Annotated in this window: 16 protein-coding genes and 1 pseudogene; 12 read left to right on the top strand and 5 right to left on the bottom strand. The window is 40.9% G+C overall.

The features are described 5' to 3' along the window. Nucleotides 1–43: 43 nt before the first annotated feature. Nucleotides 44–1,193, bottom strand: a pseudogene (locus AC1FXZ_RS08555) (MFS transporter). Nucleotides 1,194–2,055: 862 nt separating this feature from the next. Here AC1FXZ_RS08555 and AC1FXZ_RS08550 point away from each other — a divergent pair. Continuing rightward, nucleotides 2,056–3,267, top strand: coding sequence for an FAD-dependent monooxygenase (locus AC1FXZ_RS08550; RefSeq protein WP_480052572.1), 1,212 nt, complete (start codon nucleotides 2,056–2,058; stop codon nucleotides 3,265–3,267). Nucleotides 3,268–3,330: 63 nt separating this feature from the next. Here AC1FXZ_RS08550 and AC1FXZ_RS08545 read toward each other — a convergent pair whose 3' ends face one another. Further along, nucleotides 3,331–4,941: a glycoside hydrolase family 43 protein gene (locus AC1FXZ_RS08545; RefSeq protein WP_480052570.1), complete on the bottom strand. Its 1,611-nt coding sequence runs from the start codon at nucleotides 4,939–4,941 to the stop codon at nucleotides 3,331–3,333. Between the two features lie 96 nt (nucleotides 4,942–5,037). Next, nucleotides 5,038–6,225 carry an ROK family protein gene (locus tag AC1FXZ_RS08540; RefSeq protein ID WP_480052568.1) on the bottom strand — a complete coding sequence of 396 codons (1,188 nt, stop codon included), beginning with the start codon at nucleotides 6,223–6,225 and terminating at the stop codon, nucleotides 5,038–5,040. Nucleotides 6,226–6,473: 248 nt separating this feature from the next. On the opposite strand from AC1FXZ_RS08540, the gene AC1FXZ_RS08535 reads away from it, so the two are divergent. The 3 genes from AC1FXZ_RS08535 (at nucleotide 6,474) to AC1FXZ_RS08525 (ending at nucleotide 9,752) form a co-directional block, all read left to right on the top strand. Continuing rightward, nucleotides 6,474–7,799 (top strand): extracellular solute-binding protein, encoded by a 1,326-nt coding sequence (locus AC1FXZ_RS08535; protein ID WP_480052566.1) that lies wholly within the window; start codon nucleotides 6,474–6,476, stop codon nucleotides 7,797–7,799. A gap of 237 nt (nucleotides 7,800–8,036) precedes the next feature. Then, nucleotides 8,037–8,915 (top strand): carbohydrate ABC transporter permease, encoded by an 879-nt coding sequence (locus AC1FXZ_RS08530; RefSeq protein WP_480052564.1) that lies wholly within the window; start codon nucleotides 8,037–8,039, stop codon nucleotides 8,913–8,915. A gap of 15 nt (nucleotides 8,916–8,930) precedes the next feature. Then, nucleotides 8,931–9,752 carry a carbohydrate ABC transporter permease gene (locus AC1FXZ_RS08525; RefSeq protein WP_480052562.1) on the top strand — a complete coding sequence of 274 codons (822 nt, stop codon included), beginning with the start codon at nucleotides 8,931–8,933 and terminating at the stop codon, nucleotides 9,750–9,752. A gap of 40 nt (nucleotides 9,753–9,792) precedes the next feature. On the opposite strand, the gene AC1FXZ_RS08520 is transcribed toward AC1FXZ_RS08525, so the two are convergent. Then, complete coding sequence (locus tag AC1FXZ_RS08520) at nucleotides 9,793–10,401, bottom strand: YesL family protein (RefSeq protein WP_480052560.1); 609 nt, start codon at nucleotides 10,399–10,401, stop codon at nucleotides 9,793–9,795. Between the two features lie 194 nt (nucleotides 10,402–10,595). Here AC1FXZ_RS08520 and xylA (AC1FXZ_RS08515) point away from each other — a divergent pair, with 194 nt between their 5' ends. The 3 genes from xylA (AC1FXZ_RS08515) (at nucleotide 10,596) to AC1FXZ_RS08505 (ending at nucleotide 14,493) form a co-directional block, all read left to right on the top strand. Further along, a complete protein-coding gene (gene xylA, locus AC1FXZ_RS08515; protein WP_480052558.1) occupies nucleotides 10,596–11,921 on the top strand; it encodes a xylose isomerase in 1,326 nt (441 codons plus the stop codon). 25 nt (nucleotides 11,922–11,946) lie between these two features. Continuing rightward, nucleotides 11,947–13,446, top strand: a complete 1,500-nt coding sequence (xylB, locus tag AC1FXZ_RS08510) for a xylulokinase (RefSeq protein WP_480052556.1) — start codon at nucleotides 11,947–11,949, stop codon at nucleotides 13,444–13,446. Between the two features lie 63 nt (nucleotides 13,447–13,509). Next, a complete protein-coding gene (locus tag AC1FXZ_RS08505; protein WP_480052554.1) occupies nucleotides 13,510–14,493 on the top strand; it encodes an aldo/keto reductase in 984 nt (327 codons plus the stop codon). A 51-nt stretch (nucleotides 14,494–14,544) separates the two neighbouring features. On the opposite strand, the gene AC1FXZ_RS08500 is transcribed toward AC1FXZ_RS08505, so the two are convergent. Beyond that, on the bottom strand, nucleotides 14,545–15,723 hold the full coding sequence (locus AC1FXZ_RS08500) for an ROK family protein (protein WP_480052552.1): 1,179 nt from the start codon (nucleotides 15,721–15,723) through the stop codon (nucleotides 14,545–14,547). Nucleotides 15,724–16,092: 369 nt separating this feature from the next. Here AC1FXZ_RS08500 and xylE point away from each other — a divergent pair, with 369 nt between their 5' ends. From xylE to AC1FXZ_RS08475, 5 genes are all read left to right on the top strand, one after another. Then, nucleotides 16,093–17,511, top strand: coding sequence for a D-xylose transporter XylE (xylE, locus tag AC1FXZ_RS08495; RefSeq protein ID WP_480052550.1), 1,419 nt, complete (start codon nucleotides 16,093–16,095; stop codon nucleotides 17,509–17,511). Nucleotides 17,512–17,629: 118 nt separating this feature from the next. Continuing rightward, a complete protein-coding gene (gene xylA / locus AC1FXZ_RS08490; RefSeq protein ID WP_480052548.1) occupies nucleotides 17,630–18,955 on the top strand; it encodes a xylose isomerase in 1,326 nt (441 codons plus the stop codon). Between the two features lie 176 nt (nucleotides 18,956–19,131). Next, nucleotides 19,132–21,141 carry a transketolase gene (gene tkt, locus AC1FXZ_RS08485; protein ID WP_480052546.1) on the top strand — a complete coding sequence of 670 codons (2,010 nt, stop codon included), beginning with the start codon at nucleotides 19,132–19,134 and terminating at the stop codon, nucleotides 21,139–21,141. Between the two features lie 19 nt (nucleotides 21,142–21,160). Beyond that, nucleotides 21,161–22,198, top strand: coding sequence for an aldose epimerase family protein (locus AC1FXZ_RS08480; protein WP_480052544.1), 1,038 nt, complete (start codon nucleotides 21,161–21,163; stop codon nucleotides 22,196–22,198). Nucleotides 22,199–22,411: 213 nt separating this feature from the next. After that, a complete protein-coding gene (locus tag AC1FXZ_RS08475) occupies nucleotides 22,412–23,677 on the top strand; it encodes a trypsin-like peptidase domain-containing protein (RefSeq protein ID WP_480052542.1) in 1,266 nt (421 codons plus the stop codon). Nucleotides 23,678–23,681 lie beyond the last annotated feature (4 nt).

Raw genomic sequence — 23,681 nt, 5'->3', positions numbered from 1 at the left:
CAGTACTGCAGCACAGCAATAAAGAGGTGTCTGACCCCATCTACTAACTGCCTGAAACTTTATCTAATGGTGGGGGATCGTCATGGCTGTTGTTTTCTTGTGTAGAAAAGCCATATTTATCTCGGACAATCCAGAAAGCAGTAGCAGCAATAACACCAGGAATAGCAAACGCTATGAAATTCATGTGAATGGGTAAGCTTGCCGCAAGCAAGACCCCACCAAGAGTTGGAGCGACGATTGCTCCGATTCTTCCTACACCTGAGGCAACACCAAGACCGGTTGAACGGATCGAAGGTGGATAAAACTGTGACACGTACGCATTTGCGATATTTTGAGCCCCAATTGTACAAGCTCCTGCAACGGCAACAAGGATATAAAGAATAAAGATAGGACTGTTAAAACCTAATAATATTAAGCCAATTGATCCTATGATATACATTGGAGCAAGCAATCGTTTTGCTCCTCCCTTATCTGCTAATCTAGCAATAAAAATTGTACCAACAATAGCCCCGAAATTAAGTACGATTAAAAATGTTAAGCTTGAATCAAGGGTATATCCTGCCTCAAACATTAACTGAGGAAGCCACGTATTTAATCCGTAAACCATCAACAGACTCATAAAGTAGGCAACCCAAATCATGCTTGTACTTAACCCACGCTTATCCTTGAACAATTTAGCAACAGAAGAGCCTTTTTCAGCAAGAGCCTGTTTTTCAAACTGATCGTTTTTAGTAAATGTTGGGCTAACTTTCATTAACGTACGGCTAAGTTCCAAGTTTCGCCCACTGGCAATCAAATAACTGGGAGTTTCCGGTAGCTGCTTATACATTAACGGTAAAAATAAAAGTGGGATTGCAGCGATTAAAAAGATAATTTCCCAGCCAAAATGGGGGATTAAGAAAATACTTAAAGTCGGCGCCATCATCCCACCAACAGAATAACCACACAACACAATAGAAACGAGCATACTTCGGCTTGTCTTAGGTGAATAATCGGTCATCAACGCAATAATGTTTGGCATAATTCCACCAAGTCCTAAGCCTGCAATAAAGCGATAAACTGAAAACACAATTCAGGTTTGGAGCCAAACCACATAATGCTGTAAATAAGCTAAATAACGCAATACAAAGCAAAATAACATTTTTTCTTCCAATTCTATCTGCTATGATACCAAATGAGATTGCACCTACCATAACGCGAATGTATCCATAACTACCTATGGCGCCTGCTTGGACAGTCGTGAGGGACCACTCTTCAATGAGATATGGAACGACAGAACCGTATAAGACGAGATCATACCCATCAAATGCAATAATAAATGTACACCAAAACAACAATAAAAAATGGAAGCGATTGAATTTACTGTTACCAATAACCTCTGTAGTATTAATAGTTGCCATCTGTTTTTCCTCCTTTAATTACAATAGTGAAATCGATTACATTGTTTCTTTTTGTAGAGATGTAAGCGTAGAGATTTCACTATAAAATAAACTAGACTTTGGAAAACGATTACACTAAAATATCTAAATAGTGAAATGATTTCTTTAATAGTGATTATATTCAATCGTGTAATATTTTGGCGAGATTTACTTTTTCAGACACCTTGGATAAATTTCGTGAAATTCTAATCCACTACTTAATAGAGAAGAAACTATGTTAATTAACTTTTTATAATATCTATGTCGTATTTAGTAGTACCCGTTCTAAGTAGATTAATAGTCTTTATCGTTGCAGTAATTGGCCGAAATCCCTAGTGTGGGCTGTGATCAAGCTCACAATTAATAATTAAATTCTGAAAAAATATTGACAACTTAAAAGAAATCGGTTACATTTATTATACAAATAGAGAACAAAGTTACCTAAAACGATAATAAAGAGTGATTAAACTTTTAACGGTAATCACGCTGTACATTATCGCTTGAGGTTTTATAACTGCTGTGAATCAATCGATGAACACAGAAGCTAGGACTCTTGTAAATGAATCCGTTTACAGATTGGGAGATTGATTGCTGCAGGGAAAATTAAAATTTTACTTATTTAAAGGAGGATTTTATTATGGTAAAGACTGAAGATACAATGATTATTGTTGGTGGCGGAATCGGTGGTTTAGCAGCAGCTCTTGGTGCAGCTGAAGCGGGAGAAAAAACAACGGTACTTGAGCAAGCTCCAGAATTCGGAGAAGTTGGTGCAGGGATTCAAATGGCACCGAATGCGATGGCAGTACTTGACCGTCTTGGTGTAGGTGAAGAAATTGCTAAAATCGCTGTATTTCCTAAGAGATTAGTATTAAAAGATGTATACACAGCTGAAGAGTTAACAGCTTTAGACTTAGGCGATGAATTCAAAGAAAGATACGGCTTCCCGTATATCGTATTACACCGTTCAGACTTACACCGTGTCCTTTTAGAAGCATGTGAGAAAAATCCACTAGTTAACTTAGTTACAAACCAGCACATCGAAACAGTTGAAGAAAACGCTGAAGGTGTTGTCGTAACAAATGATCGTGGCGAAAAATTAGTAGGAAAAGCATTAATTGGAGCAGACGGCCTAAAGTCTAAAACTCGTAAACTATTTGTTGATGATGAGCCAATTTGCTCTGAGTATGTGGCATACCGTGGTACGATTCCTATTGAAGAAATCAGTGACGATGCAAACATGGATGATGTAATCATGTGGATCGGGCCTAATCTTCACGTAGTTCAATATCCTGTTCGTCGTGGTGAGCTTTACAACCAGGTTGTAGTATTCAAGAGCTTCAACTACAAAGAAGGTATTGCTGATAGTGAGTGGGGTACTCCAGAAGAAATGGATAAAGTATTCGAAGGTGCGCACCCGAAAGTAGAAAAAGCTTTATCTTACATTTCTCGTCAAATTCGTTGGCCAATGTATGACCGTTTGCCAATTGAGAACTGGACAAAAGGCAATGTTTGTCTACTTGGTGATGCGGCTCACCCAATGCTTCAGTACTTGGCACAAGGTGGCGTTCAAGCATTAGAAGATGCTTCTTATTTAGCTGATGTGTTAAAAGAGAATAAAGGTGATTATCCAAAAGCATTTACAGCGTTCCAAGAAGAGCGTCAACCTCGTACAGCGAGAGTTCAAACAAGTGCTCGTACATGGGGTGAAATCATCCACGCAGAGGATGAAGTATCGATCCTATTACGTAACACGATCTTCAGAAACCGTGATTCAAAAGACTTCAGCTACACTGATTGGCTTTATTCACAAAAATACGGAAAAGATGCGAAATCAAAAGTAACAAACTAATTATGGATAGGGGGTCAGACACCACTTTACTCTGGTAAAGAGGTGTCTGACCCCTGTTTCATATTATTCTTTTTCTTTATACATAAAATAATCAAAGTCTGCATGTAAGTGTTGTCCGGATGTATCTTGGCACTGCATGCCGACGAATGCTCCTGTGAAGAAGCCGCCTCCCTGAATGTAGTCATCAGACAATTTATACGAATAGAAATCGATCGGGATTTGTGTCCAGTTGCTGCCATCAAATGAATACGAATAATGGTACAGATTTGTGTCTACATCAACGCGTAGGTAAATGTAGTCTACGTCAACCGGTACAACAATTTCATTTCCTCTAAGTGGTTGGTCAAACGTAAAGTTATCACAAGTTGTCAAATCAAGAATCCGGCCTTTTTCTTCGTGCCATGTTACTTGCAGAGCCGTCCAGTTTTGCGTGTTGTAGTAGTTGACCAGTCCGGCAGCCTGCTGGAATGTCTCCGGCTGGAACGCAACTTTTGTTTCGGCTGTAAACGTAAAATGTTGCCAGCGTCTTGCTACAAAAGCTTGGGTAAATTTCGACGTTAAGGACTCTTTTCCGTAAAGACGCAAGTGCCCAGGGTTATCTTTCAACGAAACGGTCTGTTCCCCAAGAGGAATACGTAATGTTTGAAAATTTAGGTTCAACTCGTCTGCGTCAAAATGATCTTTCTCGTCGAAATCTTTTTCCCATTTAACTTCCTCGATGGCCGGCCCCTCAATTTCAAGTGAAGGCTGGTTGCCACCGACAACATACGGCCAGTCATCTTTCCATTCAAGACGTTGAATTGCCGTTTCTCTACCAAGTGGACAGAAACCACGTGGATCTAAAAGAGGCTGACCTTCTTTTGGGAGTGGACGTCCTGTTAAATGCACGAGGAACCACTCATCTGTATGTGTCTGCACGATCGATGCATGTCCAGCTTTTTGCAGAGGGTTTCTCGGGTATGGGAATGATGTAATTAACGGATTTTTAGGATGAACTTCATATGGTCCCCATAAATCCTTTGAACGAGCTATGGTTGCTTGGTGGTCGTACTTTGTGCCACCTTCTGCCGTTAGTAAATAATAATAGCCGTTTGCTTGATATAAATGTGGTGCTTCCGTTAATTTGATATCTGTTCCTTTAAAAATGATTTCTTTTTTGCCGACAAGCTTCTGTTCCTCTACGCTGTATTCCTGCAGAACAATACCGTAAAAAGGATGATTGGCAATACGGTGATCCCAAACCATGTTAACGAAATATTTCTTGCCGTTTTCATGATGGAATAAAGATGGATCGAAGCCTGAACTGTTCATGTGAATCGGCTCTGACCATTCGCCGTCAATTGTGTCGCATGTTACAAGATAGTTATGGCTGTCCTTCCATTGTCCCTCGGTCACTTTAACATCTGTATATATGAGCCAAAACTTGCCGTCGCTGTAGGAAAGAGCAGGGGCCCAAATACCACCCGAATCCGGATTTCCCATCATATTTAATTGGCTAAGACGGTTGAGTGGTCTTGAAACAAGACGCCAATTTTTTAAATCCTTTGAATGATAGATCCCAACTCCAGGAAACCACTCAAATGTTGATACTGCAATATAATAGTCATCTCCGGCACGGCAAATACTTGGATCTGGATTGAAGCCTGGTAAAATTGGGTTTTGAATTGTTGTCATAGTTTATCCACCTCTGTTATTTTAGTATAAAAACGCTTACAGTCATGATCAAAAAAATCCTGTTTCCTATAGGTCTCCAAAAGTAGCATCACTCCTTTACTCTTCGTCTAAATTAATCGCAAGGAAATTCTTAGTAGAGAACGCAGCAACTCCAAGTGCAGCAGAACGTTTTTCGAGTTTTGAAAAGCGAACCTGCAAGTTACCATGATGGGTTGCGAGCGCATGCTTTTTTAATTTCTCCTTCAATGAGTCGACGATCCAGCTTTGCAAGGCAACAAGGCGGTTTCCGATAATAATTTGTTCTGGGTTAAAGGTATTGATGATATTGCTTAGCCCGACGACTAAATGGTCGGTAAGCTTTTGAATGACGTTAAGAGTTTTCGCGTCACCGGCTTCAGCAAGCTTTACGAGTAGTTCCAAAGTTAGTTCTTGCTCACCTTCAGCCTTAATGCCTTCGTCTTCTGCCATTTTTAAAAGTGCTTGTTCGGAAGCATACAACTCCCAGCAGCCTCGATTGCCACATTTGCACACGGGTCCACCCGTATTAATTGTCATATGACCGAGTTCGCCTGATAAGCCATTATGCCCTTTATAGAGCGTATCGTTTAAGATGAGTCCGACACCAATCCCGATCCCACCACTAATATAGATAATATTGTGAAATTCTTGTCCAGCACCGAATATTTTTTCACCATAGGCCCCTGCATTTGCTTCATTCTTTATTTTCACCGGAATATTGTATTTTTGTTCAATCACGCTTTTAAGGTCAATGTTTTTCCAGTTTAAATTGGGAGCTAGTAAAATTTCTTCAGAATTACTAACGGTACCAGGGACGCCAATTCCGATTCCAACAACGCCATAAGCACTAGGGGGCATGGAGGCGATGAGTTCATCGATTACGGTAAAAAGAATGTCTGTTGTTTGTGAGAATGTAAGGTTTTGAACTTTGATTAGCTTTTCATTGCAAATGACACCTTGTAAGTCAGCAAGGATGGCAAGTATATAGTTGACACCAATATCAATGCCGATGGAGTAGCCAGCTGATTGATTGAACAGCAACATAACAGGTCTTCTCCCACCACTTGATACACCAGGCCCAGATTCAAGTATTAACTGTTCTTCTAACAATTCATTCACAAGGGACGAAACAGTTCCTTTGTTTAGGCCTGTTTTATTCGCGATATCCGCTCTAGAAATAGGGTAGGCTTCTTTAATAGAATGAAGAACAAGTGATTTGTTCCGTTTTTTGACGACGTGCTGATTAAATGTTTGACTAATTGTCACTTTTTCTCACCCTTTCTATTTGTAGATTTTTTATTGATTAATAGAAAACTAATATTGTGTTTACTACAATGATGCCCATTGTAAAGGCATTTTGACGATAAAATGCAAGCGTTTACTAGCGCTCTATTACAGCATTTCTAAATTTATTATACACTTAGTTCATCCACTAGACAAACGATGTTTTGCATGATATTCTAGATTTGTAGTTAGCAATAGCTGGCTTCGCTAAATATAAGGGGGGTTACACAATGTTCAAGAAGAAAGCGTTTACATCAATAGCTGCTATTTTAGCAGGGGCACTCATTGCTACCGGCTGTTCAGGTTCAGACTCGGGAGGAAATGAGGAAACAGAAGCTGGTTCAGGAGGTGGCTCAGGTGATGTGGCAACAGTTGAATTCATGCACTTATGGCCACAAGGAAGTTCTGCTGAACATCATAGAATTGTAAATGAAATCATTGCCGATTTCGAAGCAGAAAATGAAAATATTGAAGTTTCATTACAGGTTCTAAGTAATGAACAGTACAAAGATCAAATGACGGTATTAGCTTCTTCTAATGAGCTTCCTGATGTAGGGATGACGTGGGCAGCAGGCTACTTAGATCCTTTTGTTGAAGGAAATCGTTTCACTCCATTAGATGATATGTTAGAAGACGGCTTACGTGATCACTTTGTAGCTGGTACTCTAGAAGCTTATGAAAAAGACGGTCAAACGTACGGACTACCATTAGAATTAAATACAGTTTATGTTTACTATAATAAAGCAATTTTTGATGAGTATAACCTTGAAGAACCAACTACTTACGAAGAGCTTGAGCAAGTCGTTGCAACATTAAATGAAAACAATGTACAACCAATCGCATTAGGAAACAGAGATAGTTGGACTGGATCTATGTGGTATATGTACTTTGCTGATCGCATCGGTGGAGCTGAGTTATTGACTGAAGCGATTAACAGAGACGATTCATTTGAAAATCCAGCTTTAGTAGAAGCTGCAGCAAAAGTTCAAGAAATGGTTGGAAATGACGCTTTTGTAAGCGGATTCAATGGGCTAGCTGATGAAGAAGCGAAGAGCATGTTTATGAATGAACAGTCTGCAATGTATATGATTGCAACGTGGGATCTACCAAACTATACAACAAATGAAGATGTTCCACAGGAATTCAGAGATAACGTTGGATACTTTAAGTTCCCTACAGTTAACGGAGAAGGTGACACAGACAGCTTTGTCGGTGGACCTGGAGTTGGACTTTTCGTAGCTGAAGATTCTGATGTTAAAGAAGAAGCGAAGCAATTCTCAGCTTACTTTGTAGAGCAGTGGGGAGAAAGAGCCGTTTCACAAGCTGGTGTTATCCCGGCAACAATTGTTGATGGCGACAACTTAGATCTTCCTGACATGTATGTTGAAGTATTACAAGATCTGAACGATGCAACAAATTTAACTCTTTATGCTGATGTACAAATGAGTGCAGCTGTAGCACAAGCTCATTTGGATGCGATCCAAGCATTATTTGGAGGAGACATTACTCCTGAAGAATTCGCAAAAATGCACGAAGAAGCACTTTCAGCTGAGTAAGGCAAGTAAAAGTGTATCTACTATAGTCTAATACAATAATTGATAACATCCAGTAGTACATGAAAAGGACGATACCGTTACTGGAAACCAACTGAAAAAGAGTAACTCACTCTTTTTCGGTTGCCCTAAGGGGTGAGTAATGGCATCGCTCACAGAGACAACTGAAAAAGGAGGAAGCCATCCCTTTTTCAGCTGTCTCTTGTCCTTTTCCATTCTTTTAATATGGGGTTGAGTGATATGAACAAAGTAATGTCCAATAAATGGTTTATATCTTTATATATTCTCCCTGCATTGTTGATGGTAGGTATTTTCATTTTCATTCCATTGGTCTTAACAGGTTATTACGGGCTAATGAAATGGGATGGAATTGGCGCAATGCAGTTCATCGGACTAGAAAATTATATTAACGTCATTCAAGACGGGAAATTTTGGAGCAGTGCAGGTCATTCATTTTTACTAGCAATCTTTTCAACTCTTAGTCTTGTGATCTATTTAGCCGTTTCAATGATACTAGCATCAAAAATTAAAGGTTCTGATTTATTACGGAAAATTTATTTAATTCCAATGTTGTTATCATCTGTAGCGATCGCACAGCTGTGGATTAAAATTTATAATCCTTCTAATGGAATGTTGAATAGCGTTCTTAGCTGGTTCGGTGTTCAAAACCCACCATTATGGCTGGCAGATCCAAACATCGTTTTGTACTCGATCTTTATCCCGATCTTATGGCAATATGCTGGTTTCTATATTTTGATTTACTATGCTGCTTTAAAAGGGATTCCTGAATCGATTATGGAAGCTGCAAAAATCGATGGAGCATCACCGTTCCAAATTGCTTACCGGATCAAATTGCCTTTAATCATGGGTGTTGTAAAAGTCACGATAGTCCTTGCAATTGTTGGATCTCTGAAGTACTTTGACTTGATTTGGGTCATGACTGGTGGAGGACCAAATGGAGCAAGTGAAGTTATGGCTTCATACATGTACAAATTAGCTTTCTCAACGAATAACTTCGGTTACGGTAGTGCCGTAGGGTTCATGTTGTTGCTAATTACACTACTTGTTACTGTTATTATTCGCAAGGTTACAGCTAATAAAGATGAGATCCAATATTAAAGGGAGGTTTACGTGATGGGGCGTATAGGATACATTCTGCTATATGTATGTTTAAGCATTGTTGCTGTTTTTCAAATTTTTCCCATTGTTTGGTTATTCCTTTTCTCTCTAAAGGATAATCGCGAAATTTTTGCCGGTTCTCCTTTTGCACTTCCACAAGAAATTAAATGGCAAAACTATATAACCGTTTGGGAAGGTGGAATCGGGACGTATTTCTTTAACAGTGTTTGGATTACAGGCTTATCGATTGCACTTACACTGTTGTTTGCAAGTATGGCTGTATTCGTTATTACAAGAATGAAATGGAAGCTAAGCAAGCTCGTGCTAGGATTATTCATGGTCGGGTTGATGATTCCAATTCACTCTGCGTTAATTCCATTATTCAGCATGTTTTTAAATCTTAATTTAATTGATAATCCATTGTCGATCGTCCTGACTTACACGGCATATAACTTGCCGATTACGATGATGATTTTACTAGGTTTTTATTACACGATTCCGAGGGAAATTGAAGAGGCCGCGATTATTGACGGAGCTTCTCTTCACAGATTGTTCTTCAGAATATTATTGCCGATTTCTGCACCAATTTTATCAACAACAGCGATTATTAATATGATCTATAACTGGAATGAATTCGTATTCGTAAATACGTTCATTAGTTCTGATAAGTATAAAACGCTGACAGTTGGAATCCAAAACTTCGTCGGACAGTATATGACTGACTGGGGAGCGATTGGTGCAACGCTTATTATTAGTGTACTCCCCATTTTAATTGCATTCTTATTCTTCAGTAATAAGATCGTGGAAGGGATTTCTTCTAGTGCGGTAAAAGGGTAATAAAAATCACCTGCCTTTTATTGAAAAGACAGGTGAGGGCTTATGTGTGTTGCTTTTGCTGGATGCGAGAAAATGCATTCATGGCAGTCCACATTGTGAGAAAGCTATAAAAGCTAGCACCGAAGATAAGTCCCAATGCTGGAATCACCGTTACGATTAAGTAAAATGCTCCGAGACTTATGAGAATCAAGAAAGTGTGTAACGGACTGACTAACATGGTTAGAAAGGCATTTTTATAAATCTGCCTTACGTTTAAATCAAAATGGACATAAGTCGGAAAAAGGTAAAAGAGAAAAATGAGAAACAACAGCATTCCGGCTAGTAACGGAGCCGATGTCCAAGTTAACAATTGACCAATATTAGCTTGAAGAAAGAAAACATTAAATACGAATATAAACGAAATAAGATATATCGGTATTCCTAACAGGTTGCTTTTTACAAACTCGCTTTTATAGGATTGCCAGAATGATGTAAAGACGGGCATGTCCGAGTTTCCCCTCAGCCACTGCCTGACGAGAGTAAACATAGCGATTGTAGCAGGAAATAATCCGAGAAGGATGGCGCCGGCTAACGTAAATAAGATCCATAAGACATTTACGTATGCAAAGCGTGAAATCCATTCAAGGATACTGTATAGTGTGCGACTCATAGATGTACCTCCCTAAAAGAAAACTTAGTACTATTATAAGGGAAAATAAAGAATTTACCATGACGCTAACAGATTAGGGATCAAACATTGATACTTAGTTTATCTATTGGATGAACTAAGGTAGTTGCTACACAAGGGATCGACGTAATTTAGAAAATGTGAATAAAATTTAAAAATTCCAGGAGGAACCCTCTATGACATACTTTGCAAACATCGACAAAATTAAATACGAAGGCTCTAATTCAACAAATCCATATGCATTTAAATTTTACAATCCAACTGAAATCATTGGTGGAAAAACAATGGAGGAATACCTTCGTTTTGGTGTCGCATATTGGCATACATTCACGGAAGACTTATCAGATCCGTTCGGTACAGGTACAGCGATTCGCCCGTGGAGTAAATTCAGTGGCATGGATTTAGCGAAAGCACGTGTAGAAGCTGCATTTGAATTTTTCGAAAAGCTAGGAGTCCCGTATTTCTGCTTCCATGATGTTGATATTGCACCAGAAGGAGACAGCCTAAGGGAAACGTATGATAACTTAGACACAATTGTAGCAATGATCAAGGATTATATGAAAGACAGCAAGACAAAGTTGCTTTGGAACACGGCTAATAACTTTACAAACCCTCGTTTTGTGCACGGTGCGGCTGCATCAAATAATGCTGATGTATTTGCTTATGCTGCAGCAAAAGTGAAAAAGGGTCTTGAAATCGGGAAGGAGCTTGGCGCAGAAAACTATGTATTCTGGGGTGGGCGCGAAGGCTATGAAACGTTGTTAAATACCGATTTAAAACTAGAAATGGATAACCTTGGACGTTTCTTCCATATGTGTGTGGATTACGCGAAGGAAATCGGCTTTGACGCTCAATTCCTGATTGAACCAAAACCAAAAGAGCCAACGTCGCACCAATATGATTTTGACGTGGCAAGTGGCTATGCATTCCTGCAGCATTACGGCTTACAAGACCACTTGAAGTTCAACATCGAAGCGAACCATGCAACACTTGCCGGCCATACGTTTGAGCACGAGCTTCGCTATGCACGAGTCCACGGCATGCTTGGGTCAGTCGATGCGAACCAAGGACATCCGTTGCTTGGCTGGGATACAGATGAGTTCCCGACAGACTTGTATTCAACAACGCTTGCGATGTATGAGATCATTAAAAATGGTGGTCTTGGACGAGGTGGGTTAAACTTTGATGCGAAAGTAAGACGTGGATCGTTTGAGCCGGAAGATTTATTTGAAGCACATATTGCCGGAATGGATGCATTTGCAGTTGGCTTAAAAGTCGCACAAAAGCTAATTGACGATAAAGTGATGGATGGCATTGTGGAAGATCGCTATGAAAGCTTCACACAAGGCATCGGCAAGGAAATCGTTACTGGAAATACCGATCTGAAAAAGCTTGAAGAGCATGCGCTTGGACTTACAGAAATCAAGAACAAATCAGGGAAACAAGAGCGCATCAAAGCTACAATTAACCAATATTTACTAAAAGCATACGCAGGAGAGTAACTTTGAAAGCAGGAGTGGATATGCGATGAAATACGTAATTGGAATAGACTTAGGCACAAGCGCGGTGAAAATTCTGCTTGTTAATCAGAACGGTGAAGTGACAAGAGAAGTATCAAAAGAGTATCCGTTAATTCAAGAAAAAACAGGATACAGTGAGCAACAGCCACAAGAGTGGGTGAATCAGACAGTTCAAGGACTGTCTGAGCTCTTGCAAAGCTTTCCTGGTGACAAGTCAGACATTGAAGGCATTAGCTTTTCAGGACAGATGCATGGACTCGTTCTCTTAGATGATAACAATGAACCTCTTCGCAATGCGATATTGTGGAATGACACGAGAACCACTGCAGAATGCCGGGAAATTTATCAAACCGTTGGCGAGGAGCGCCTACTGGAAGTAACGAAAAATCCTGCGTTAGAAGGATTTACGTTGCCAAAGATCCTATGGGTGAAAAAACATGAACCTGAGCTTTTTGAAAAAGCGAAAACATTTGTCTTGCCGAAGGATTATGTCCGTCTTAAGCTTACAGGCAAGCTTCATATGGATTATTCTGATGCAGCTGGGACATTGTTGCTAGATGTGTCAAAAAAGCAATGGAGCAAGGAAATTTGCGAGTTATTCGAACTTGACGCTGATTTTTGTCCACCGTTAGTTGGATCACATGAGGAAGTCGGAACGCTTCTTACGGAAGTGGCTGAGCGAACGGGGCTATCCGAGAGAACACGTTTGTTTGCTGGAGGAGCCGATAATGCGTGTGGCGCTATCGGATCCGGAATACTCGAAGAAGGCAAAACATTGGCAAGTATCGGGACATCGGGCGTCGTGCTTTCCTATGAATCGAGTGACGACAAAGATTTCCAAGGGACCGTTCATTATTTTAACCATGGTGCACCAGGTGCCTATTATACAATGGGTGTAACGCTTGCTGCAGGGTACAGCTTAAGTTGGTTTAAAAATGTGTTTGCTGAAGGTGAGGACTTTACGGACTTTTTAAAAGACATCGATACGGTTCCACCAGGCGCAAACGGATTGTTATTTACCCCGTATCTCGTTGGCGAACGGACGCCGCATGTTGACTCAGCCATTCGAGGCAGTTTTATTGGAATGGACGGCTCGCATGAGCGGAAAGACTTTGTCCGTGCCGTTCTTGAAGGAATTACGTTTTCGTTAAACGACTCGGTTGAGATTTTCCGTAAGCATGGAAAAACGATTGATACGGTTGTGTCGATCGGTGGTGGGGCCAAAAATGAAGTATGGCTGCAAATGCAAGCAGATATCTTTAATGCAAAAATCGTTAAGCTCTCAAGCGAACAAGGCCCAGGCATGGGTGCTGCGATGTTGGCAGCATTCGGATGTGGCTGGTTTGGGTCACTGAAGGAGTGTGCTGATACGTTCTTACAAGTTGATAAAGAATATCTGCCAAAAGAAGAAAATGTCCTTCAGTACAAGGAACTTTTCGAACTGTATCAAAATGTTTACACGCAAACAAAAGAATTAAACGAAAATCTAGTTAAGTTTAGAAAATAAAGCATACAAGGCTGTCTCAAGATTACAGAGAGGCAGCCTTTTTGCATAAGGGAGAGGATTTGAATGAAGTATAAACAGCTTGGAAATACCGACTTAACGATTAGCGAACTAGGCTTCGGAACTTGGGCAATCGGTGGTGCTTGGGGGAAAACTAACGACAAAGAAGCATTAAAAGGACTCGATCTGGCAATTGGACAAGGAGTAAATTTCTTTGATACAGCTGATGTTTACGGAGACGGCCATAGTGAAGAACTTCTTGCAAAAGCGACAAAAGGAAAGGAAGATAAGGTTCACATCGCCACGAAGTTTTGCCGGGCTGGTGATATATTTGATCTAGCTACGTATTCGGAAAAAAGCGTCCGTACATATTGCGAACAAAGTTTAAAAAGGGTGGAAAGAGAGGCAATTGACCTTTACCAAATCCACTGCCCACCGATGGAGATCCTGCAAGACGGCACGGTGTTTGATGTGCTTAAGAAGCTGAAAGCAGAAGGGAAAATTCGCTACTATGGCGTTAGTGTGGAGACGATTGAGGAAGGGTTGTTCTGTCTGGAACATACGAAGGCGAGCTCGCTGCAAGTTATTTTTAACCTTTTGCGTCAACAACCTAAGGCTGAACTGTTTGGGGAAGCTAAGAAAAAAGGAGTCGGAGTTTTAGCCAGAGTTCCTTTAGCAAGTGGACTATTAACAGGGAAGTTTACAGCAAATACGGCATTTGAAGAAGATGACCACCGTCATTTCAATCGTGACGGCGCAGCGTTCAATGTCGGCGAAACATTCGGTGGACTGGAGTTTAAAAAAGGAGTAGAACTAAGCCGTGAGCTTAGCTGGATTGCTGAAGGCAGAGGCAATATGACCCGTGCGGCACTGAAATGGATTATGGAAACCGATGGCATCACAAGTGTGATTCCAGGTTTCAAAGACACAAAACAAGCAGCAGACAACTTACAAGCCGTAAACGTCAAAGGATTTACAAACGAAGAACAAAAACAGCTCGATCAATTCTACAAAGAAAAAGTCCACCAACATATAAGAGGCGCCCTTTAGGAGTGAATTTGTCCTAACAGGCGCCTGGAGTGGCCCATTTGTGGTGGCCGGTTATGATTTATGGCTTTCCAATATATGTTGTAAAAATTGTTCCACCGTACACGCTGAGATGCCAAGAGCTGAAGCGTGTTTATTTAATTGAGAAAAGGTAAGCTCTGCACTCGATTGGGTTTGAGTGAATGGTAAGGTTTGGTTTGCAATGAGCTCGTTAATGGGCTCTTGCAAATACTCTTTTGCCATCGCTAAACGGTTGCCAATGATAATTTGTTGTGGATTAAACGTGTTAATGATATTAGTAATGCCAATGCCGAGATGGACGCCAATATCAGTGAATATCGCTTTCACTTGATCGTTTTCTCTTGCTTGTTCGAGGATAAACTCTAATGTGAGCTCATCCGATGGTGTATTCAGCGCGTTTGCGGCTTTTTCAAAAACGGCTTGTTCTGATGCATACGTTTCCCAGCAACCTTTGCGACCACAGCGACATTCTTTTCCATTTCTTTCGATAACGGTATGCCCCATCTCGCCAGAATAACCGTGTGCTCCTTTGTACAGTTCCCCATTTAATATAAGGCCTGCACCGATGCCGATTCCTGCACTGACGTAAACGAGGTTTTCATAATCTTTACCTGTACCAAAGCGCTTCTCGCCATAAGCTCCCGCATTTGCTTCGTTGTCGACTATAATCGGGATCTTGTATTCTTCTTCCATGTCCTGTTTCAGGTTGATATTTTTCCACCCTAAGTTTGGAGCGATTAAAATCTTTCCGTCATAACTCACAATACCTGGAACCCCGATGCCAATTCCGACGATCCCATAGCGACTATCTGGCGCTTGATCACATAAATGATTAATCACTTCTTTGACGGTTTCAACACTTTCTTTGTATTCTAGTTTTTTAAAAGGGATTGATTTTTCACTAATAATTTTTCCACATAAATCCGTTAAAACACCGAGTATGTAGTTGACGCCTAAGTTGATTCCAATTGAATATCCCGCATGTTCGTTAAATAACAGCATAACGGGTCGCCTACCTCCACTAGATTCCCCCGGGCCGGTTTCATAGACCAAATCCTCCTGTAAGAGCTCACTTACTAAAGAAGAGACTGTTCCTTTTGTTAACCCTAGTTGTTGGGAGAGATCAGCACGAGATAAGGGAGCATGTTCCTTAATCGTATGCAGGATGGTGCTTTTATTTTTCACCTTAACAACTTGTTGATTCCATGACATGATCGTTTCTCCTCGATTCCGTTAGTCGTATGTTTTTATTTATATCATAATGTGTCAAAATAGGGAACTTAGTTCATCCGATAGACTAACTAAGTGTTTATTGTTATAATAGAGTCATAGTAAAAAAGAATAGTACAGATTGGGGGGATAGGGACTAAGGGAATAGACGGATTATTTAGAGCCAATAACGGTTTACTAGTATTCATTGCATTACCTACTTCTATTTTTATTGAATTTGAAAACGCTTTAAGTTTATATGTGAAAAGATAACTAATTTAAGGAAGGGAGGATTAAGGACAGAATGTAATCACATAAGGTAAATTGTTACCATCTGTTGAAAGCGTTTTAACTACTGTCCTTAAATAAGCTATGAAGCAACAACAATTAGTATATGTTATTGCCCTTACCTTGGTGGCGGCCTTAGGAGGGTTGTTATTTGGGTATGATACGGCTGTTATATCTGGTGCTGAACGATCATTACAAGCTTATTTTACTGATAGTTTAGGGTTAGGTTCATTTGCTCATGGTGCAACGATATCGAGTGCGTTAATCGGTTGTATTATCGGGGGGCTTTTATCTGGATTCTTTGCATCAAAATTTGGGCGTAAAAGATCTCTTATTTTAGCGTCGTTGCTTTTCCTATTATCAGCACTTGGCTCAGCTTATCCGGAGTTCTTGTTCTTTGAAAGAGGCGAGCCGACGATTGCTCTTTTACTGACATTTAACCTGTACCGGATTATCGGAGGAATCGGGGTCGGTCTCGCTTCAGCAATTGTTCCGATGTACATCGGGGAAATTGCTCCGGCTAAAATCCGTGGTCGTTTAGTTTCGTTCAATCAATTTACAATCATTTTTGGTATGCTAGTCGTTTATTTTGTGAACTGGTCAATTGCTAACGGTCAATCGATGCAGTGGATCCAAGAGATTGGCTGGAGATATATGTTTGCATCAGAAGCAATTCCGGCACTATTGTTCTTCACTCTCTTACTATTTGTCCCGGAAACACCGCGGTATTTAGTAATGAAAAAAGAAGATACAAAAGCGTTAGATGTCTTAACGAAGATTAACGGACCACAAGAAGCGAAATCTGTATTAGCAGAAATTAAAGTCACATTAAATAAAAATGTTACGGCTGCAAAACTGTTTGAATATGGAAAGCTTGTGATTATTGTCGGTATTATGCTTTCAGTCTTCCAGCAGTTTGTTGGGATCAACGTAGCATTGTATTATGCACCACGTATTTTTGAAAGCATGGGTGCTTCTGCAGATGCTTCGATGTTACAGACGATTGTTATGGGGCTTGTCAATGTTATCTTTACAATTGTTGCGATTTTAACGGTAGATAAATGGGGCCGTAAACCACTGTTGATTGTCGGTTCTATCGGAATGGCGATAGGAATGTTCGGTGTTGCAGGGCTCGCCTTCTCAAATATTATTGGAATTAGCACCTTGTTCTTTATCATTATATACACTGCTTCCTTTATGATGTCTTGGGGACCGATTTGCTGGGTATTAATTTCTGAAATCTTCCCGAACCGAATTCGTGGTCAAGCTGTGGCGATTGCGGTTGCTGCACAGTGGGCTGCAAACTATTTCATTTCCTCAACATATCCAATGATGATGGAATTTAGTGGTGGGATGACGTACGGTTTCTACGGGTTAATGAGTGTGCTATCTGCCTTATTCGTATGGAAGTTTATCCCGGAAACAAAAGGGAAGACTCTTGAACAAATGGAAAACATTTGGATTGAAAAAAGTTCAGGGACCAACAAGAAAAAGGTAAGCTAAAGGAAATATTTTTTGTATAAAAACTTAGTTTATCCAATGTACAAACTAAGTTGAAGGTGATATAATCTAGTTATTGAAAGCGATTACTATAAAAACAAATATAAACGGGGGATTGAAAATGAGCTATTTTAAAAATGTGAACCAAGTGAAGTTTGAAGGTACTGAATCTACTAATCCATTTGCATATAAGTACTATAATCCAGAAGAGATCATTAATGGAAAGACGATGGAAGAGTTCTTACGCTTTTCCGTAGCGTACTGGCATACATTCACAGGGGAAGGCTCAGACCCGTTTGGTGCAGGGACAGCTGTACGTCCATACGATCGCCTTTCTGGTATGGACTTAGCTAAGGCACGTGTGGAAGCATCGTTTGAGTTTTATGAGAAGTTAGGTGTGCCTTACTTTTGCTTCCATGATATTGATGTCGCTCCTGAATCTGAATCTTTAAGTGAAACATTTAAAAATATCGATCAAATTACGGCGATGATTAAAGAATATATGAAAACGAGTAAAGTGAAGCTCCTTTGGAATACAGCCAATATGTTCACGCATTCACGCTGGGTGCACGGAGCTGCGACAGCGCCAAATGCTGATGTGTTTGCTTATGCAGCTGCAAAGGTGAAAAAAGGCCTTGAAGTCGGGAAAGAGCTAGGTTCTGAGAACTATGTATTCTGGGGTGGACGTGAAGGGTATGACACGCTCTTAAACACAGATATGGGACTTGAACTTGATAATCTAGCACGCTTTTTCCATATGGCAAAAGACTATGCCAATGAAATTGGCTTCGATGCGCAATTCTTAATTGAACCAAAGCCAAAGGAGCCGACAAAGCATCAATATGATTTTGATGTTGCAACAGGCCTAGCATTTTTACAAAAATATGACCTACAAGACACGTTCAAATTTAACATCGAAGCAAACCATGCGACACTTGCTGGCCATACATTTGAGCATGAACTGCGCACGGCGCGTATTAACGGCATGTTAGGGTCGGTTGATGCGAACCAAGGCGATACATTGCTTGGTTGGGATACAGATGAATTCCCAACAGATTTATACTCTACGACATTAGCAATGTATGAAATTTTAAAAAATGACGGACTTGGAACAGGGGGCTTGAACTTTGATGCGAAAGTAAGACGTGGCTCATTTGATACAGATGATCTCTTCCACGCGCATATTGCTGGAATGGATGCATTTGCGATTGGTACAAAGGTGGCGCAGCGTTTAATCGAAGATAAAGTGCTAGATGACTTCATTGCTGACCGTTATAAGAGCTATACGGAAGGAATTGGCCTTGAGATTGTGGAAGGCAAAACAGATTTCCGTAAATTAGAGCAACACGCACTGCAACTAGAAAAGATTCAAAACAAATCTGGAAGACAAGAACAGTTAAAAGCGATTGTAAACAAATATCTGTTAGATACATTTGCGCTAAGATAAGGACCGTAACACCATGCCCCTAGTGTTTTGTTTTAACAACTAGAAAATTTACAAAGCGGGGACAAATAAACCACAATAAATGCGCTGAATGCTTAATAGTTTTCAGTGCATTTTTTTAAGGGAAAATAGGATCAAGAAAAATTAAAATATAGATAAATCTTAAGGAGTGATTTTTTATGGCGATAAAACAAGGAACAATTGAAGAATTAGCAGTTAACACAATTCGAACACTGTCGATTGACAGCATCGAAAAAGCCAACTCTGGGCATCCTGGTATGCCGATGGGGGCAGCTCCGATGGCATTCTCTCTTTACGGAAAGCATATGCAGCATAACCCAGCAAATCCGAATTGGTTTAACCGTGATCGTTTTGTCTTATCGGCAGGTCATGGATCGATGCTGTTATACAGCCTCTTACATCTATCAGGTTATGATGTCACGATGGAAGATTTAAAGAATTTCCGTCAATGGGGCAGTAAAACGCCGGGACACCCTGAATTTGGCCATACGGCTGGTGTTGATGCGACAACGGGACCACTAGGCCAAGGCTTTGCAATGGCTGTCGGAATGGCGATGACAGAAAGACATCTAGCAGCGAAGTTTAACCGTGATCGATACAACATTGTCGATCATTATACATATAGCATTTGTGGCGATGGCGACTTAATGGAAGGGGTATCAGCCGAAGCGGCTTCACTTGCAGGTCACTTACAGCTTGGACGTCTCGTTGTGTTATATGATTCCAATGATATCTCGTTGGATGGGGATTTGCATCTTTCGTTTTCTGAGAGTGTAGAAGATCGTTTTAGAGCATATGGATGGCATTATCTCCGTGTTGCTGATGGTAATAATCTTGAAGAAATCAATAAAGCGATTGAACGAGCGAAAGAAGATGAGCGCCCGACTCTTATTGAGGTGAAAACAACAATTGGATACGGTTCTCCGAATAAAGGTGGTAAGTCAGCTTCTCACGGGGCCCCATTAGGTGCTGACGAAATCAAGCTTGTTAAAGAAAACTACGGTTGGACATCAGCTGATGAGTTTCATGTTCCGAGTGAGGTGAATGAGCTGTTTAGACAGGTGAAGGAAGAAGGAGAAAAACAAGAAGAGCGTTGGAATGAATTATTGAAAAGCTACAAGCAAGCATTCCCTGAATTAGGGGATCAATTAGCACAAGCAATGAGTGGTGAGCTGCCGGTTGGGTGGGATCTGAACTTGCCGTCATACGAAGTAGGAGTTGAAAAAGTTGCAACTCGTTCTGCCGGAGGAGTTGCACTTAATGCGTTTGCGAAAAAGATACCGGCTATTTTTGGAGGTTCGGCTGACTTAGCTTCATCTAATAAGACGATGTTAAAAGGAGAAGCCAACTTTAGCCGTGATGATTACAGTGGACGCAATGTCTGGTACGGTGTTCGCGAGTTTGCAATGGCAGCAATGGTGAACGGGATGGCGCTTCATGGTGGCGTTAAACCATTTGGCGCGACATTCTTTGTTTTCTCTGATTATTTACGTCCGGCTGTACGTTTGTCAGCTCTTATGAAGCTCCCTGTTACGTTTGTGTTTACGCACGATAGCGTTGCTGTTGGAGAAGACGGCCCGACTCATGAACCGGTTGAGCAGTTAGCATCGTTTCGTGCGATGCCAGGTGTGAGTATCATCCGTCCGGCCGATGGCAATGAAACGGTCGCAGCTTGGAAGATCGCACTGGAGAGCCGTGACGAGCCAACGTTACTCGTATTAAGTCGCCAAGATTTACTGACAGCAGCGAAATCAGTTGATGTCGCTTACGAGGGTGTGAAAAAAGGAGCGTATGTTGTTTCAGAAGCAAAAGGAAAAGCAGAGGGGCTGCTGCTAGCAACAGGTTCTGAAGTGCAGCTTGCTGTTGAAGCACAGAAACAATTAGCAGCAGAAGGAATTCAAGTGTCAGTTGTCAGCATGCCGAGTTGGGATCGCTTTGATAAGCAATCGCAAGACTATAAGGAACGGATCCTTCCTCCAAATGTGAAAGCGCGCGTCAGCTTGGAGATGGGTTCATCACTAGGGTGGAGTAAATATGTCGGCGATGCAGGAGAAATTCTTTCGATTGATCAATTTGGCGCATCGGCTCCAGCTAGTAAAGTTTTAAAAGAGTATGGGTTTACGGTTGAGAATGTTGTGGCCAAAATGAAACAAGCTTTAAAGAAATAGTAAATAAAGGAGAAGTTCCATGAACGTTCAAGCAGCGATATTTGGCAAGTTAGACGGACAGGAAGTAACATCGTTCCGGCTGAAAAATGACAATGGAATGGAAGTTGTCTGCCTAGATTATGGATGTACGATTACGGAAATCAATGTGCCAGATAAAAATGGAACGATCGAGAATGTTGTGCTTGGTTTTGACACAATCGAAGACTATAGCTCATACTCTCCGTATTTTGGTGCCGTTGTCGGCCGTGTGGCAGGGAGAATCAGCTCGTCACAGTTTGAACTAGACGGTGTAACATACGAGTTGGCACGTAATGAAGGTAGCAATCATCTTCATGGAGGTCTGCGTGGTTTTGATAAGGTCATTTGGGATTCAAAGATAGAGGACGATGCTGTTTGCTTTTCCTATGTAAGCAAGGATGGTGAGGAAGGTTACCCGGGAAATCTCCGGGTATCCATCACCTATCGCATAACCAATGAAAATGAGCTGATTATCTCTTACCGAGCAACAACTGATCAAAAGACGCCTGTTAATCTGACGAACCACTCGTATTTTAACTTAAGTGGAAACGCGAAACGTGACATCCTTGATCATGAAGTCACCATGAAGAGTGAACGTTATTTAGAGCTGAATGATTCCTTGCTGCCAACAGGCGAAGCCCTTGCTGTTGAGAGGACGCCATTTGATTTTAGGGACGGGAAACGAATCGGGGAAGGGATTGGATCGGCTCACCCACAAATTGAGCTTGTCGGTGGTGGGTATGATCACCCCTTTGTGTTACGTGCTAACCACTCAGAAGAAATTCAAGTAACCGAACGTTCTAGTGGTCGGAAATTGACGATTGAAACAGATGAGCCGGCGGTGGTCTTTTATACATCAAACATGATGGATGATGACTTTCATATAAGAGGCGTAAGAGCGCGCAAACATTTAGGGCTTTGTCTTGAGACGCAACATCACCCAGACGCCCTTCATCATCCGGACTTTCCACAGATTGTCCTAAATGAGAATGAGGTGTATGAAACGGCGACGGTGTACCGTTTTTCGGTGGAAAAATAAGAAGGAAAATAGAAGTTTGACTTTTAAGGGTGGTTGCCAGTGATGCAGCCACTCTTTTTTGCATTGGAGAGGTCTTTTTCGATACGTGCCCAATAAAAGAGGCAAAGGCTGGTAACCTAAAGCGTTTCTGGTATTTTATGAAAATGGACGTTGTTTTCCTTTTTTTATGCTAGAGTAAAAGTAATATCTTTAGAAGAAGGAGAGGTACTTGAAATGTACTGTCCAAATTGTGGAACAGAGCTAAAAGAAAAAATGAGGTTCTGTAGTGGATGTGGGAATAAGCGAAAAAGATTCCCGGTAGTACCGGTAATCACTACTGCAAGGGTTGTCATCTTACTGATGGTTAGCAGTTATCTGTATATCGGACGTGAAATGGTGACGGAAACTGTTCAACCTGCACCACTAGTATTAGAGAGTGATAGAGAATTAGCTCCTCTACCGGTTGATGACAGCCAGGATGAAAATATAGATCGACCTGAGAAGGAGAGTGAAACCCGTGAACTGACCGATATTATTGCTGATGCGCAAGAAAATGTCTTTACAGTTGAAACTCCCTACAGCCAAGGTTCAGGTTTCCTATATAATGACTCAGGAATCGTCATTACCAATGCCCATGTTGTAGAGGGGAGCCGGTATGTGTCGGTTCGAACGATGAATGGCACTAATCATTCCGGCACAGTCATTGGCTATTCCAATCAAACAGATGTTGCTGTTATTGAAGTACCTGACTTTTCAGGTAGGACGCCTTCACAAATTGAGTATACTGAACCGACTTTAATTGGGGAAGATGTAATTGCGCTCGGAAGTCCACATGGTCTTGAGAATACAGCTACAATGGGATATGTGACTGGAGTGAACCGAGATTTTCATATTGGAAATTTTGTTTACTCAAACCTGTATCAAATTTCTGCTCCGATTTCACCAGGCAGCAGTGGAGGACCTCTCTTATCGCAAAAAACCGAACGGATCATTGCGATTAACTCTGCAAAGGACACACGGGAAGTAGGCATTGGGTTTAGTATTCCGATTTACACAGTATATGATTTAATAGAATCTTGGATCAGCGCCCCAATGACAGAAGAGCAAGTCTATGCGCAATTCTTTTATTCTGATGATCTATATTATTATGATTATTTATGGGAATATTACGATGGTGGCTACTTTGACGGGGGAGACTATTCAGAGGATTACTACGACTATGATTACTGGGAGTATGACTATGACTGGTACGATGAATACGAGTACGATGAATACGAATATGAAGAATATGATTGGTATGATGAGTATGAGTATGAAGATGAATGGTATCATGACTATGATACAGAAGGGCACCAGCATGACTATTCTGAAGAGGAGTATGACTACGATTACGATTTAGATGATGAATACGAGATTAGCCATGATTATGACGCTAGTGTTCAAGAGGAATACGAGAATGAGTATGATTATGATGATGATGATGAGGAAGTTGAAGAATAGGTAG

The sequence above is a fragment of the Halalkalibacter sp. HAAS-P014 genome (assembly GCF_056619965.1).
The sequence above is the reverse complement of the archived record's forward strand: the minus strand, read 5'-3'. Positions and strand labels throughout refer to the sequence as shown.

Coding starts and splice junctions, on each gene's coding strand:
- AC1FXZ_RS08525 (WP_480052562.1), top strand. CDS start 8,931: ATGGGGCGTATAGGATACATTCTGCTATATGTATGTTTAAGCATTGTT.
- AC1FXZ_RS08550 (WP_480052572.1), top strand. CDS start 2,056: ATGGTAAAGACTGAAGATACAATGATTATTGTTGGTGGCGGAATCGGT.
- xylE (WP_480052550.1), top strand. CDS start 16,093: ATGAAGCAACAACAATTAGTATATGTTATTGCCCTTACCTTGGTGGCG.
- AC1FXZ_RS08505 (WP_480052554.1), top strand. CDS start 13,510: ATGAAGTATAAACAGCTTGGAAATACCGACTTAACGATTAGCGAACTA.
- AC1FXZ_RS08545 (WP_480052570.1), bottom strand. CDS start 4,941: ATGACAACAATTCAAAACCCAATTTTACCAGGCTTCAATCCAGATCCA.
- AC1FXZ_RS08500 (WP_480052552.1), bottom strand. CDS start 15,723: ATGTCATGGAATCAACAAGTTGTTAAGGTGAAAAATAAAAGCACCATC.
- xylA (WP_480052558.1), top strand. CDS start 10,596: ATGACATACTTTGCAAACATCGACAAAATTAAATACGAAGGCTCTAAT.
- xylB (WP_480052556.1), top strand. CDS start 11,947: ATGAAATACGTAATTGGAATAGACTTAGGCACAAGCGCGGTGAAAATT.
- tkt (WP_480052546.1), top strand. CDS start 19,132: ATGGCGATAAAACAAGGAACAATTGAAGAATTAGCAGTTAACACAATT.
- AC1FXZ_RS08475 (WP_480052542.1), top strand. CDS start 22,412: ATGTACTGTCCAAATTGTGGAACAGAGCTAAAAGAAAAAATGAGGTTC.
- xylA (WP_480052548.1), top strand. CDS start 17,630: ATGAGCTATTTTAAAAATGTGAACCAAGTGAAGTTTGAAGGTACTGAA.
- AC1FXZ_RS08480 (WP_480052544.1), top strand. CDS start 21,161: ATGAACGTTCAAGCAGCGATATTTGGCAAGTTAGACGGACAGGAAGTA.
- AC1FXZ_RS08520 (WP_480052560.1), bottom strand. CDS start 10,401: ATGAGTCGCACACTATACAGTATCCTTGAATGGATTTCACGCTTTGCA.
- AC1FXZ_RS08530 (WP_480052564.1), top strand. CDS start 8,037: ATGAACAAAGTAATGTCCAATAAATGGTTTATATCTTTATATATTCTC.
- AC1FXZ_RS08535 (WP_480052566.1), top strand. CDS start 6,474: ATGTTCAAGAAGAAAGCGTTTACATCAATAGCTGCTATTTTAGCAGGG.